The sequence below is a fragment of the Pseudoalteromonas luteoviolacea NCIMB 1944 genome (assembly GCF_001625565.1).
Taxonomy (GTDB): Bacteria; Pseudomonadota; Gammaproteobacteria; order Enterobacterales; family Alteromonadaceae; genus Pseudoalteromonas; species Pseudoalteromonas luteoviolacea_F.
In genome coordinates this window covers 1-13,333 of the sequence record NZ_AUXS01000022.1, presented here as the reverse complement: position 1 = coordinate 13,333, position 13,333 = coordinate 1, and the positions used below count along the sequence as shown (strand labels likewise).

The window sequence follows — 13,333 nt, the reverse complement described above, 5'->3', positions numbered from 1 at the left end:
ACTAGTACTGGTTGTAGATAGCAGGCACATATGTACCTGCTATCTACACTCGAAACACAAGTTAACTGCATATTCGAAGTCACCCTATTCAGGATAAGTTGTTGTTGAATTCTTATTTGTAATTTATGTAGGGTGTTGTTATTTTGGGGACTTTTGATTGGCCTCTAATATTTATTGCTTAGCTTACACTACAAGATGCTTTATTTTCGTGACTTTGAATTTAACCCCAGTACTAGCACCCTATATCGGCACGGTGATGTCGTCGCATTGACAGAAACACAATTAAACTTATTGATACTGCTTTTAAATGAACCGGAAAAAATCTGGAGCAAAGAGGCCATTTTGCAAGTACTTTGGCAAGATAAGGACGTCACCGAGCAAGTAGTTTTTCAAACCATTAGTCAGTTACGTGCAGTGTTAGGCAGTGACGCAATTCAGACATTCCCTAAAAGAGGTTACAAGTGGCAACTCTCCCTCACTCAGGCTCGTGCGCAGCTATCTGTAAATAAAACACCCATACAACATAGCGGCAGTCGCTTTTGGGTAGTCAGTGCACTGTTGTTTATTTTCACATGTGGAATTGCGTATCTAGGTGCGCAGCAATCGAGCTTGCAAAAAGCGACTTCAAAATATGCTCTTGCCCTTTCACCAATAACCGTAACACCGCACTCAGAGGTAGAATCTCAAATTGTACAGCAACTAAATGAAGCGTTAAGTACACAATTGGATGTTGAGCTAAGCCCGTTGAAAAAAGTCAATACTTTGACTTCACGGCAAAGCCATACTTTAAAGCCGCATGAGGGAACTCGTATGCTCACTGTGCGCGGGGAAATTACAAAACTGAGTATGGCAGGGGGAGTCAGCTATCTACTTGACTATACATTAAGTGGTGAGAGTAGACAGTGGCAAAGCTTTGTTATTGCAGACGACGTTGCGTTATTAGCAAATCGTGTTCACGGTCAAATAGAGCTGCTTTCACACTCACGCTATTTTGAGTTGGTATCAGAGAATCAAGTAACAGCTGAGCTTACCTTAATGAATGCGGCATCTTCGGATAATTTAAGTATCGCATATGTGCTTATTTCTCAGTTAATTGAGGGATTGGAATATGACAGAGCCAGTACCTTGCTTCACCAGTATCAAAATCAGTTGAGGGTTAAGGATCAGTTCCATCAGGCATTGTTCAACCTACTAAAAGGACAGCTTTTGTATGGCCAAGGGCAAAATGCATTGGCCGTACAATCATTAAACCTCGCAGATAAACAGTTTGAAAAGCTTAAATTAGCGGGTTTACAAAGTGAAACTAAACAGTTACTCGTACAATCGCTGTCTCTAACAGAGGAGTATCGGATACTAAAAATGTATTTAATTGATGCTGCGCAATTAGCAAAATTGGCAGGGCGCACTCAGTTAGAGCTTGCGAGCTATTATCAACTATCAAAACTGGCTGCGCGTCATCAACAATCAACTGATAAATATCGTTATCTTGCACTAGTAAGCCAAGTAGTCACACAGTTTGGATTGGATGAGAGCCACCTGATGCTCAGAGATTATCATCAAGCAATTTTTGCCAAGGTCGCGAGTGAAAAGCTCACTCATTTACAACGTGCAATTTTACGACCTGTGAGCGAAGAGAATCGCTGGGTATATTATGCCGTTGCGGATCTTGCAAGCAACCTACTGATCACGGAGAAAAATTGGCAAGGGCTAGTCGCATTTACTGCGGCGCTGAACGATGACGTATTGCGCGCAAAGCTGATCGCAAAAAAACAAGTTGCAATGGGGTCAGCAGAAGCATGGCATTATGTGGAACGGGCATTTGAAGTGGCTAGACAAGAAAGTAACTATTGGGTAAGTGTCCCCATGGCATTGCTGTTACTTAAATTAGAAAGTGAACAAGTCAGTGAGCACTTGCATATTTATCAAAGCCATATTGAACAGTTTGCCTCACCTAGTTTTAAGGCGAGGCATAGCCAATATTTGTAATTGCTAAAGGGAGTTTACATTGGATGCATGTCAATCCAGTTTAGGCGCCAATTTCCTTCAGTGACTGCAAGGTCGAGGTGATGTTCGCCTTTTTCTAAGAAAATCGCGGTTCCTTCTTGTGTCTGCCAATGCTGAAAACCACCCGTGTCGGTAATTGGGAACGGATATTGTTTGCCATTTACAGAGAGCGTAAACCCTTGGTTACTTTCTTTAGAGGCAACCCGGGAGTGGACCTTGTATAGTCCCGCTTTTGATACTTTTATTTTATAACGACTGCTTTGTTCTGGGAGTACACCACGCCAACCACCGATGTGGTAACGTCCATCTAAGTCATTGGTTACTTCTACCGTATTACGGTTTTTTCCAGCCGTATTTTCGGCTTCAATGCGCCCTGGTAGTATGTGAGTATGTACCCGCGAAGCGTAAACTTGATTGCTATAGTCACTTTGCATAAAGTGCTTAACTGCAACTACAGCATAGCGATATGTAAAAACGTCACTATTCGCGTCAGTGAAGTAGGGATCTAATACGTTGTTTGCAATGAGCTTCAATGCACCCCGACTAGAGTAGCTGCGATAAACACGATAGCTTGAGACCTCAGGATCAGGGCTTTTTTGCCAGCTTAAGTGAGTTAATAACCCATTTTGTTTGATTTTTAGTTGTTGTACTGCATCGGGAATTTCACTTGCAAGCTTATTTTGAGTGCGAGCAGCGTGTTGGGCAGCCTCAAGGCTGGCTTTAAATACGGCGGTTCTTAAAGTTTGTTGTTCGATAGGTGGTGCTAAGCCTGATAAAGCAATACGGAAGCCCTCGACTGCCCCGGAGAAATCTGTTGGCATGTTTGAACGGTGAAAATAGGGTTTTATCCCGTATTTCCAATCTCCACCTACACTGATTTTGGTGTGACAATTTTGCTCGCTTGTCTCAGTGGCTCCCCAATCTTCAGGGCAGCTGAGCGTCATTTCATTTAGGTTTGACAACATGTCATGGAGACCAAACTGATTTGGCTTGAATGTACCCACCACGCTGGTATAGCCAGTGTTATCGATGCAGTCCCACTTGAGGCGGCCATTGCTGCTATTAGTGTGAAATTGTCGCTCGCCTTCGGAGCTTAAATCTCGCACATTTTCGAAGTCACAGGCCTGTGGGTTTCTGTCTTTATCGCCAAAATAGTAATCACTGGATTGTTTTGCTTTGGCGGCGTATGCCCACTCCACCGAGGTGGGCAATCGGTAGGGTTTGCCGGTTACTTTTGCGAGCCATTGTGTGTATGCATGGGCGGCATGCCATGTAATGCACGTAACAGGGTGATAAAACCCGGTAGACTTATCGTTGGCTTGCCAGTTGCCTTTGGCTTCAAAAGTGAGACCATTGGCTGTTTTGTGATAGCACTTATCCGGCATTGTATAGTTTGTCGCTTGAATGAACTGGTTGAACTCAGCAACGGTGACTTCATATTTACCGAGTGAAAATGGCGCTATTTGTACAGTACGGTTTAGATATTTGCCTTCTGTGTCACGCAGCGTATATTCACCCTTTGGCAGTGTAATCATTATAGGTTCTATCGCTTGTTGTGGGAGTGTATCTAAATCACCTAAGCCTGCTGTGCCAATTAATGTGGATGTCATTAGGAGGGAGGTTGTAAGCATAATTGTGTTTTCCTTTATAAGTCGGTGTCCACTTTAGGAAACATGAGATGTCGAGTCTTATCGATAATTTATAAACTACTAAAAATAGAACTTATAAAAATTATAATTTTAAAAATCAATGGTTTGAATGTTTGTCTTGTTGGTGGTTTTACACTGTTTTTCAGCTTGTTGCGGAGCATAAAAAGGCGAGAGGCCAATTAAGGCCCTGCCAGACTATTTAGGTTTTTTTGTTGGGAAGACGAGGTGTTGTAATACTTCGCATAGGATTTTTTTATCTCGCTACCCATGCGTAAAAATGGCTTTAAAACGCTGTTGTTAAATCTTATTCCTTGAATCAACGACAGACTAAATCAGTTTGGCTTTTGGCGACATTGAGCGTGAATAATTGGCTCAACTTTTCTCGATATTCATCGTTTGTTGAGCGTAGATGTATAAGGCTGGCGTTTGCGTCTGGCGGCATTTTTTCAGCCGCTTGAACGGCTGAATTAACCAGACTTAATCCTCAGGTCCTTTCATGGTAAACACTAAGTGTTTACGCATATCTTTTAAGATCACGCCCTTTTTAACCATGGCTGCACTGAGGCGCTTTTGCCATTTAAGTAGCTCTGGTTTTGCAGCTTCTAGGGCTTGTTCGCTGTCAAACTGAAAGCACAATAGTAAAGAGCTTGGAAAGAGATGAAACTCCATATCAAACCAGCATTGCAACATACCGGGGATTTCCTCGCGGGCTTGTGCTTCGAGTCGGTCTGCGACGTCTAGTACAAGAGCTTGTTGTTTTTCTTGTACTTTAGAGAGTTTTTTCATGGTTGAGCTCCGAGTAAGCGGCGATAAGTATCGTTATGTACGCGAATTATAACCAAGCAACAGGTCTCACAACAACGTCATGTCACCGTTCAATCGTCCCCAGATGTCCCACTTTCACCAAAATTAGTGTTGGTTGCTCGACATGGGGTGTATGTTCACTCATGTGTGGGCTGCGCAGCCATGTACCTGCTGGGTATTTGCCATGCTGGTCAATAAATTCGCCCTCTAAAACAAAAATTTCCTCTCCGCCAAAGTGTTTGTGTGGCACAAATTGCTCGTTGGCGGGCCACTTAACTAAGGCTGTATGTTGATGCGCAAAACTGTGTAGTGGCATAACCTGTAAATTGCCTTGCCCCTTTTGCCACGTAGTTTCTCTGGTATTGATCCGCACTGTTTGTGTGTCCTGTTGATCAAATTGGTTGAGTTTTACAAAAATAACGCAACCATGTTGGCTAAAAGGGGCGTGCACACTATTTGGTGGATTGCGCAAATAGGTGCCAGCCGGGTAATCTCCATACTCGTCAGAGAACACGCCCTCTAGTACAAATATCTCTTCTCCCATCGGGTGTGGGTGTGGCTGAAACTTTGAACCTGCGTCGTATTTTACAACGCTGGTGGTGTGCCCTGACTCTTTGTCCTCACGTTCCAGAGGTTTGCGCCAGACTCCTTTGGCTGGGCTGGCTAACCAAGGTTGATCGACAGTATGGACAATGACTTGTTCAGTAAAATTCATATTTAGCATAATATTCTCGTCTTGATTGGATCCTAGTGAGTAATCTTGCCTAATTTCTACCGGCCATCACTCCGCCATCGACATCCACAATTGTGCCCGTTATCCAGCTCGCCTCGTCGGATAATAAAAATAAGATGCTATGGGCAATATCCAGAGGTTCGCCAACTCGTCCAATTGGGTGAAAATCATTGAATGATGCGAGCACTTGTTGCATATCTTCAGGTGCTATAAACGACTCGTAAATGGGGGTTTGGACTACCGCAGGGGCAACCGCATTGACGCGTATATTGGTTTCGCCAAGCTCCATGGCCAAATGTTGTGTCAGGGCGTGTAATCCCGCTTTTGCCATGGAGTATGCTGAAGAAGGCGTTGCTTTTATTGCTTGTTTTGCCCACATAGAGCCAATATTGACAATGTTGCCACCACCAAAACGTTGCATGTTTTTTACTACAGCCTGAGTCAGGATAAAAGTCGCTTTGTTGAGGTTATGGTATTTATCGTAGTCTGCAATGGTATGTTCTACAAAAGGAGTAGGCGAAAAATAACCTGCTGCATTGACGAGGTAGCCATAGTGTATGTCCGTGCTAGCGATGCTATGTGCTAGTTGCTCGACTGCCTTGATATCATATAGGTCGATTTGCAGGCCTTTAACGTCACCAAATGTGCTAAGTTCACCAACCGCGGTGTTTAGCTTATTGGTATTGTTGCCGAGTACTTCAACTTTGACACCTGCTTGCAGGAGTTGTTTGGCGGTTTCAAAGCCCATGCCGCTTGAACCGCCAATGATAAGGGCTGTGCCGTTACTGGAAAAAGTCATAATCACGTCTCTTGTTTTTGAAAGTCGTGATAATATTAATTTTAACAAAAGCCCCTGAATAGTAAGTACAATTTGGTTAGGTAGGTACTTTTTGGTACATCTTTATGACTTTACAAGAGAAAAAAATTTCAAGAAAGTTAGCACCGCAATCGAGTGCGAGAATGGTCGAGACTATTTATGGCTGTAAGTGGTCTTTAACCGTCTATCAATTACTAAAAGCCGGGGTTAATCGACCTGGGGAAATGGTGCGACAAGTCGAAGGGCTATCAACCAAAGTGCTCAATCAATGCCTTAAGCGCAACGTCGAGTTTGGAATTTTAGATAAACAGGTGTTCAACGAGCTGCCGCCGCGAGTCGAGTATAAGGTGACGCCATTTGGCGAGAAATTCTTAGCGATTTTGGATCAGCTAGAGGCGCTGCAAAATGATCTAGATGCTTTATAGGCAATCAAATTGGCATCAAGGCTTCATGGATGCCATTTAAAATATACACTGCCACTTTGTACCCGCTTCGTTTTAGTCAAAAAAGCAGCAATTCAATAACTCGAAAATATATCTCATTCCGAATCATTCTTTTCAGTAATGCAATAATTTATTACTGTGCGCGCTAGGAAAAAATTCCGAACTATCTTCTTTTAGGTTTTCTCTCTTATTGAGCACTCAAAGGTAAATATATGTCCTTCATCGCTATGGTGAGCCTTGCTGTTTTTGCTGCAATTCTCGTTCTCCTATTCCAAACTCAGAAAAAAGGCGCAACGCTTTCTCGACTTGTTTTAATTGGCCTCTCATTGGGCAGTATTTTTGGTTTCGCTTTGCAGTTTTCGTTGGGGGAAGGGCATAAGGCCATAGAAGAAACCCTAAATTGGACTAATGTTGTTGGCAGCGGTTATGTCGCATTGCTTAAAATGATCATCATGCCATTGGTACTGGTGTCGATGATAGCTGCTGTAGTAAAACTCGAAAAATCAGGTGCACTTGGCAAAATAAGCGGCATCACTATTTCTGTATTAGTTGTCACGACAATGATCGCGGCGCTTATTGGTATCTTTATTACGCAATTATTTGGGTTGAGCGCAGAAGGTTTAACTGAAGGGGCGCGAGAAACATCGCGGATTGCGGTTTTGGCATCTCGAAGTGAAACGGTTAGCGACCTCTCAATTCCACAAATGTTGTTGAGCTTCATTCCAACCAATATTTTTCAAGATTTGGCATGGGAGCGCTCTACTTCAATTATCGCCGTTGTGATTTTTGGTATTTTAACAGGCGTAGCGGCACGCAAAGTGATGACCGAGCGCGAAGAATTAGAAGCGCCGATCCGAACTTTCGTTGAAACATTACAAGCTGTGGTTATGAGATTAGTGAAAATGGTGATCTCACTTACACCATACGGTGTAGCGGCGTTAATGGCGAAGGTCGTGGCAACATCAAGCCTTGCGGATATCACTAATTTGCTTGGCTTTATCGTGGCGTCTTACTTGGCGATCTTTTTGATGTTTGTCGTACATGGTCTGCTAGTTGGTCTATTTGGTGTAAGCCCTAAACAGTTTTTCCAGAAAATTTGGCCTGTACTGACGTTTGCATTTACATCGCGCAGCAGTGCCGCCACTATCCCTTTGAACGTAGACACGCAAATCAATAAGCTCAATGTACCGCCTGCGATTGCTAATTTGTCGGCATCATTTGGCGCGACAATAGGTCAAAATGGTTGTGCTGGGATCTACCCTGCGATGCTGGCTGTGATGGTGGCTCCAAGTATGGGCATTAACCCGATGGATATCTCGTTTATTCTATCTTTGGTGGCAATTGTGGCGATCAGCTCATTTGGTATCGCAGGTGTTGGTGGGGGCGCGACGTTTGCGGCATTGATAGTATTGCCCGCGATGGGACTGCCAGTGACTATTGCAGCGTTACTAATTTCTATTGAGCCACTGATTGATATGGCACGAACTGCTTTGAATGTTTCTGGCTCTATGACTGCGGGTACAATTACGCATCGTATTTTAGGCAAACAAGCAGATGCGCAGGCTGCGCAGCAGCCTGTTGCACAGTCATAAATCACCATTTGAGGCCTGCATTGCAGGCCTTTTGTCAAACAAGTATCACCCCTTCTCCTCTTACAATTCAAACTTTGATTACAATTTATCACTTGAGCTCTTATGCACTTTTAAGCTTCAAGAGTTGCGTTTGGCACAGTAGACGTGTGAACTAATTGACAAGCAAAACCGAGCTATCTTACTAAATGATGTAGGAGATTGTTATTGGCTTAGGTTGTGTTGGTAGTTTATATTGTTGAACACGGAGTGTACCCAAAGGTTGAATAACTTTGCAGGTCAATCACCAAAGGTAGCCTGTTTATCGGCTGTATTTATCGGTTAAGTGGCGCTCATTGTGAAATGAGTGAACAGAGGTGAACTATGTTAAAAGCGCTACTGTTTTGTATTCTTGTGTTATCAAATTTTGCTTCTATGGCAGCGCAGTCAAGCAGAAGTAAGATAGAGTCTGTGGTGTTTGTCCATTCTTATATAGAAAAAATAGGTGGCGAACTTATCCAAGATGAAGGTTCACTGAGCGGTGTGATGAACGTAGATGAACAATCAAAAACGCTTAAAGAAAGAACTTGGATCATCCCTAATAGATTGGGCACCGGCTTTGAAATTGGTATTGCTTTTTTATCTATCCCTGAACATGTAACTAACCTTGATGTTCGGATCTCTTATCCAGAAATGACACTCCCTAGCGGCGAGAAAAGGTCTCAGTTAAATCGAAAGGTGGATATTTCAGGGCACAATGGTGAGTATATTTGGGGCTTTGCATACTACTTTGATTATCCATATGAAGCGACTCCCGGTGATTGGTACATTGAAATTCGTGCCAAAGGCAACTTAATACATAGCTCTAAGTTTACCGTTGTTGAGAATGGCAAAGAGTTTGAGTAAGTCCCCCAATATTGTTAAGCGCTGGCAGCAGCACCACACAGGGTATACCATCTAGTGGTTGTTGCTGGAACATATCCAAAATAAAGTGGGGGACTCAGCCCCATTTAATTAGACTATTTTGCTAACGCATTATTTTCGCCATCGGGGGAGCGAGATGATGGGGGCTTTTTTCCATTTAATAAATGACCTATAAAGCGCCCTCTGATCAAATAATGATAGCTAACCAGTGAGATAACCAAGGTGCCGCTCACACTGAAAATAAACTTAATGGAAGCAGGTAAGTCGATATTAGTAAGTGGAAGCTGCATATAAAGCAAAATTGGCACATGCACTAAATACACCCAGTACGATGACTCTGAGATGTAACGACTCACTTTACTCTCTTTGTTTAGGTAGTTGTAACCAAGAATTAGCGCCAATGCGGTCCAGCTGACAATTGCAATCGCTTGCATTGCCACTAGCAGCGAGTGCTGTACACCTGATGGTGCAAAGTAGCCCTGTTGTGCGGCTTCAATTACTTGTGTGAGAGTTGGCGATGCCGGCAGTAACAGGAAGTAGTACCAAAGCGATACAATCGCTATACCAGTGATAACCAAAGTGCTTTTAACTCCTCGAGCGATCACCTGTAGATTGTTATATAAAATTGCGCCTGCAAAGTAAAAAGCACCATAAAAGCACCATGCCCAAAATTGAGGATACAGCTTGTCCGGGGCGTGGAAAGGGACGGGTTGCTCTAATAGTGATATAAAACTACACAGTACGAGCACGAGTAACAAAACGAGCGGGTTTATAGTTACTTTCGACAGGTAGTTGTAAACGTCAGACAAGCGAGTTAAACACCAATGAAGTATACAAAGCTGCATTAAGACCCATAAAAACCACAAATGTATGGTACTGATCTGTGGATTCTCAATGGCTTGAATTACCCCAAAAAGTGCCGGAACGGGATTGGCAATCTCTGCACCCCACATGAAGATATGAAGAAACACTGCAATGATGATTGGATAGAATACAAAAAAAGGAATTAAGACGCGTTTAAAGCGCAATTTGATAAAGGTTTGCTCACTTTTTCGAGCAATAAGCAGTGCACTACAAAAACCGGCAATTAAAAAAAATAGTGGCATCCGAAACAAATGTAGCCAGTTTGCGAGGTAGTTGAAAAATACATTGGTATTAGGATCCGCACTAAACCATATGTTTTTAAAATAAGGTCCGTAGGCAATTGCTGCATGGAAAATAACCCCAAGCAATAGCGCTATACTGCGTAAATTATCAATGAAGTAAAAACGTGAGTTTTGTTGCATTGTGTAAAGTCCGATTAATTTAAAATCCTTGTATTATTGCGTCTGTGAGTCGCTTTGAGCTGCGCAAATAACTTGTGTCAACTATGGCATTTGGCACCGCTCTAGAATGTAAGTAATTTTAATTATGTGTATAAAGCAAAGCTCCTCGATAGCGCTTAGCGAGCGGATAGGAATGAGTTCACATTGTACGGTCTGGTTTAGTGAACTATAGCGTGGCGGCTCGATACCTGAGAAAGTACAATATCATAGCAGCCACAGATAAGTGCTGAAGTCGTGCTAATTAGTATGTTTGAGTGGTGGCGCAAAAAGGGTCTAGTATTGCAGCATGTTGACCCTTCGCGTGAGGGCTAGAGCAGCTGGTGGCTCTTTAATTGTGCTTCTAGTGCGGCTTGGTTAAAGCCTCGGATCAAGCCATCAGATACCAAGATCAGAGGTAACACCTCACCGCCTAGAGCCTCAAATTCTTTAAGTGCTTCGGCATCTTGCTCAATATCCACTTTTACGAAGGCAATATTACGTTGTTCTAAATACTGTGCTGTTTTTTTACAAAATGGGCACCACTGTGTGGTATATAACTTAATAGGGGTCGTAGAATTTACACCGTACGAGCTATAGTCCCCTTTTTCAATTTGTTGGCTTGCAAATAAGCTTTGGATCGCCTGCATACCATAGCCCCCACCAAACCAGCCAAGACCGAGGGTAAGGGCAAAAATCACCAGATACTTTATTATATTCATTGTTCTATTCACCGGGCTAAAATGAGCGATAGCAGGTACTATCGCTCAGGATGATTAATTATGCACAGTCGCGCATACATTGTGCTTTAATCGTGCGGCAGTTATATCCAGGTGTTCCGCCCCACTGGCACACATAAAACTGGTATCCACAATAGTTTTCTAATGTACCAAAGTCTTGCCAGTTACAGCCATGCGTATAGCCATTGCTTGCAGAGACAGCAAGAGAAGTACCTAACCCCATGGCGAGCCCCATGACGGCCATTGCTATTTTTTTATTCATTGTATTTCCTTTATCATTTTAACTGTGAGTAAAAATTGCTCACAGCTAAATATGTAATCGCGCTTGATGGAATGAGTCAATAAATAGTGTGAATTTTGAGTTGATTAAAATTCACTCAGCTGTAGATGACATGGGATTTACTATTTTAGATTGAAAAATATAGGATTTAATACCTGTCTACATTAATAATTTTATATTGTTTATGATTGAGCAAGGGGCTGAATTTATCAACTTTGAAACTACTACTTGTCTATTGTGTGGAATTCTTTTGTGATTTTTAAATGTGTTTTTTGGGAAAGTGACAGCAAAGTGCGTAGGCACATTAGATATGTATTCATCAAGAAGGTATACAAAGCCATATTGCTGATTCAGTATGGCAATGATAAGGCGAGAAAGAAAATAGTAGACACTATGTAAAAGAGCCTACTAATCTTGTTATGTTATCCGCAATCACTCATACATTGCGCTTTAATGGTACGACAGTCGTAACCCGGTGTATAACCCCACTGACAAACATAAGCTTGAAAACTGCAGTAATTTTCTAGTGTACCGTGTGATTGCCAATTACAGCCATGCGTATACCCATTACTAGCAAAAACAGCAAGCGAAGTTCCTAGTCCCATAGCCAGTCCCATGACTGCCATTGTCATTTTCTTATTCATTTAATTTCCTTTATCACATTAAAAGTGAACAAAAATTGTTCACAGGTAAATATGTAATAGTGCTTTGCGTTTTGAGTCAATGGCATTGTATTAATTTTGAATTGATTAAAATTCACACGGCTTTGAACGTGGAAATCGGACGCGATTAATATGAAAGATATTAAATTTATGCTGTTTTTTGTAATAGAGGCTCTCGTGCAAAAAGCGATTCAACTATGCGTTTATTCGCTTATTATTTTGAGGTGAAAATTTAACTTATTGTTTTTTGATAGTTATATTTTCTCTGTTGAGATAGGCATAAAGTTCAGTAAACAAATTAAGTTACGTTTGAATAGCACCTACGAACTCGCAAAAAGAGGTATATGAGGATATTTTTCAACTGCTTAAGTCATAATTAGTTGGCAAAAGAGCCCTGTTATCACAGCTTTTTTGATGAAAAGCGCCTTCTAACGTCGATATAAGTAAAGAGATAGAGGGCGGCAATTCAGGTAAGTAGGCTGGGCCTGTACTAATAGATTGTGTTGTTAGTAACAGGTGTCGAGTTTCAAATAGGCGCCAACAGTTGCTTTGAGTATCTCAACCAATGCACCATCCATAAATTGGTAATCATCTGGTATGTCAAGCACCTGGATATCTATGTACAGCAAGAGCTGTGTAAACTGAGCTCGTAAACGGCATTTATGCTTTTCTTCCATGACAAAAATGACATCAGCCCACAGGATACCCCCTTTGTTTACTGTGCGCTTTGCACTAGGGCTAGTTCCGGCGGAGCGTACCCAGAGGTTAGCGTGGTTTCTCCACATTTGTTCGCCAGTAGCGCTTCGCCATTGGTTGCGATTACAAACAAATAATACGTTTATCTTTGTTGGATCTGGCATAGTTTGCTTCACTTTTTAACGGAGGTGAAGTTAACCCCTTTAAACGTTTTAATTGGGCTGCCTCGTTCTACTTCTCTGTGATGTTGCCAGCGAGACTTTTGGACGCTTATGTCAGCTTCTTGCTTTGCGGCCAATTTTTGCAGCAGTCAAGCACCAGATCATACTTCACAATAAGCAACTGTGGGTAACTTAAAAGGAAGCTATATCAGAGGTTGAGTTTGCCTTCAGCTACTTAGCGGATGAGACCTGCAAAGGATAATAGTGTGTTTGTCATGAATTTTTCTCCTCTACAGTTAGTTGATAGCCATAGAAGCTCGCTAAAGTAATTAAAAAATGTAGGAAAGAATGCAGTTCGGAACTGCGTAGCGCAATAAAAACGGAGTTTCATGGTGAATAATAATTAACTTGTTTTTGTGTTAAGTGCTTTGTTGTTAAGGTTTTTAATGTCTGGTTATACAGTTTTTCCCTTTTAATTGTTTGTTTTATATTTGTTTTTATTTTTGTTTTGTCGTTGGTTCAAAGGCGTGTAGAGAATTAAAATTCAAAAT

The 13,333-nt window shown here is 42.0% G+C and carries 13 protein-coding genes; 4 read left to right on the top strand and 9 right to left on the bottom strand.

Features of this window, described 5'->3' with window-relative positions:
* The first annotated feature begins 195 nt into the window (after positions 1-195).
* Positions 196-1,986: a winged helix-turn-helix domain-containing protein gene (locus N483_RS08255; protein ID WP_023400871.1), complete on the top strand. Its 1,791-nt coding sequence runs from the start codon at positions 196-198 to the stop codon at positions 1,984-1,986.
* 14 nt (positions 1,987-2,000) lie between these two features.
* On the opposite strand, the gene N483_RS08250 is transcribed toward N483_RS08255, so the two are convergent.
* From N483_RS08250 to N483_RS08235, 4 genes are all read right to left on the bottom strand, one after another.
* Positions 2,001-3,635 (bottom strand): SUMF1/EgtB/PvdO family nonheme iron enzyme, encoded by a 1,635-nt coding sequence (locus N483_RS08250; RefSeq protein WP_023400872.1) that lies wholly within the window; start codon positions 3,633-3,635, stop codon positions 2,001-2,003.
* A gap of 495 nt (positions 3,636-4,130) precedes the next feature.
* Positions 4,131-4,439 carry a hypothetical protein gene (locus N483_RS08245; protein ID WP_023400873.1) on the bottom strand — a complete coding sequence of 103 codons (309 nt, stop codon included), beginning with the start codon at positions 4,437-4,439 and terminating at the stop codon, positions 4,131-4,133.
* A gap of 82 nt (positions 4,440-4,521) precedes the next feature.
* Positions 4,522-5,181 carry a cupin domain-containing protein gene (locus N483_RS08240; RefSeq protein ID WP_023400874.1) on the bottom strand — a complete coding sequence of 220 codons (660 nt, stop codon included), beginning with the start codon at positions 5,179-5,181 and terminating at the stop codon, positions 4,522-4,524.
* Between the two features lie 40 nt (positions 5,182-5,221).
* Entirely contained in the window at positions 5,222-5,989 is a 768-nt protein-coding gene (locus tag N483_RS08235; protein WP_023400875.1) for an SDR family NAD(P)-dependent oxidoreductase, read from the bottom strand.
* A gap of 104 nt (positions 5,990-6,093) precedes the next feature.
* On the opposite strand from N483_RS08235, the gene N483_RS08230 reads away from it, so the two are divergent.
* The 3 genes from N483_RS08230 to N483_RS08220 all read left to right on the top strand — a co-directional run bounded on the left by N483_RS08230 (position 6,094) and on the right by N483_RS08220 (position 8,924).
* Entirely contained in the window at positions 6,094-6,432 is a 339-nt protein-coding gene (locus N483_RS08230) for a winged helix-turn-helix transcriptional regulator (protein ID WP_023400876.1), read from the top strand.
* Positions 6,433-6,662: 230 nt separating this feature from the next.
* On the top strand, positions 6,663-8,042 hold the full coding sequence (locus N483_RS08225) for an L-cystine transporter (protein ID WP_023400877.1): 1,380 nt from the start codon (positions 6,663-6,665) through the stop codon (positions 8,040-8,042).
* A 360-nt stretch (positions 8,043-8,402) separates the two neighbouring features.
* Positions 8,403-8,924 carry a DUF3859 domain-containing protein gene (locus N483_RS08220; protein WP_023400878.1) on the top strand — a complete coding sequence of 174 codons (522 nt, stop codon included), beginning with the start codon at positions 8,403-8,405 and terminating at the stop codon, positions 8,922-8,924.
* A gap of 113 nt (positions 8,925-9,037) precedes the next feature.
* Here N483_RS08220 and N483_RS08215 read toward each other — a convergent pair whose 3' ends face one another.
* From N483_RS08215 to N483_RS08195, 5 genes are all read right to left on the bottom strand, one after another.
* Positions 9,038-10,228 carry an acyltransferase family protein gene (locus N483_RS08215; protein ID WP_023400879.1) on the bottom strand — a complete coding sequence of 397 codons (1,191 nt, stop codon included), beginning with the start codon at positions 10,226-10,228 and terminating at the stop codon, positions 9,038-9,040.
* A 347-nt stretch (positions 10,229-10,575) separates the two neighbouring features.
* The gene (locus N483_RS08210) at positions 10,576-10,965 is read right to left on the bottom strand and encodes a glutaredoxin family protein (RefSeq protein WP_023400880.1); all 390 of its coding nucleotides are present in this window, start codon (positions 10,963-10,965) and stop codon (positions 10,576-10,578) included.
* 58 nt (positions 10,966-11,023) lie between these two features.
* The gene (locus N483_RS08205) at positions 11,024-11,245 is read right to left on the bottom strand and encodes a hypothetical protein (protein ID WP_023400881.1); all 222 of its coding nucleotides are present in this window, start codon (positions 11,243-11,245) and stop codon (positions 11,024-11,026) included.
* Positions 11,246-11,685: 440 nt separating this feature from the next.
* Entirely contained in the window at positions 11,686-11,907 is a 222-nt protein-coding gene (locus N483_RS08200; RefSeq protein WP_023400882.1) for a hypothetical protein, read from the bottom strand.
* A 524-nt stretch (positions 11,908-12,431) separates the two neighbouring features.
* Entirely contained in the window at positions 12,432-12,785 is a 354-nt protein-coding gene (locus N483_RS08195) for a low molecular weight protein tyrosine phosphatase family protein (protein ID WP_023400883.1), read from the bottom strand.
* Positions 12,786-13,333: the final 548 nt, after the last annotated feature.

What these genes read in the sequence shown, in the direction of transcription:
- N483_RS08240 (WP_023400874.1), bottom strand. Translation starts at nt 5,181, where the DNA reads ATGCTAAATATGAATTTTACTGAACAAGTCATTGTCCATACTGTCGAT.
- N483_RS08210 (WP_023400880.1), bottom strand. Translation starts at nt 10,965, where the DNA reads ATGAATATAATAAAGTATCTGGTGATTTTTGCCCTTACCCTCGGTCTT.
- N483_RS08225 (WP_023400877.1), top strand. Translation starts at nt 6,663, where the DNA reads ATGTCCTTCATCGCTATGGTGAGCCTTGCTGTTTTTGCTGCAATTCTC.
- N483_RS08220 (WP_023400878.1), top strand. Translation starts at nt 8,403, where the DNA reads ATGTTAAAAGCGCTACTGTTTTGTATTCTTGTGTTATCAAATTTTGCT.
- N483_RS08255 (WP_023400871.1), top strand. Translation starts at nt 196, where the DNA reads ATGCTTTATTTTCGTGACTTTGAATTTAACCCCAGTACTAGCACCCTA.
- N483_RS08195 (WP_023400883.1), bottom strand. Translation starts at nt 12,785, where the DNA reads ATGCCAGATCCAACAAAGATAAACGTATTATTTGTTTGTAATCGCAAC.
- N483_RS08235 (WP_023400875.1), bottom strand. Translation starts at nt 5,989, where the DNA reads ATGACTTTTTCCAGTAACGGCACAGCCCTTATCATTGGCGGTTCAAGC.
- N483_RS08200 (WP_023400882.1), bottom strand. Translation starts at nt 11,907, where the DNA reads ATGAATAAGAAAATGACAATGGCAGTCATGGGACTGGCTATGGGACTA.
- N483_RS08250 (WP_023400872.1), bottom strand. Translation starts at nt 3,635, where the DNA reads ATGCTTACAACCTCCCTCCTAATGACATCCACATTAATTGGCACAGCA.
- N483_RS08205 (WP_023400881.1), bottom strand. Translation starts at nt 11,245, where the DNA reads ATGAATAAAAAAATAGCAATGGCCGTCATGGGGCTCGCCATGGGGTTA.
- N483_RS08245 (WP_023400873.1), bottom strand. Translation starts at nt 4,439, where the DNA reads ATGAAAAAACTCTCTAAAGTACAAGAAAAACAACAAGCTCTTGTACTA.
- N483_RS08230 (WP_023400876.1), top strand. Translation starts at nt 6,094, where the DNA reads ATGACTTTACAAGAGAAAAAAATTTCAAGAAAGTTAGCACCGCAATCG.
- N483_RS08215 (WP_023400879.1), bottom strand. Translation starts at nt 10,228, where the DNA reads ATGCAACAAAACTCACGTTTTTACTTCATTGATAATTTACGCAGTATA.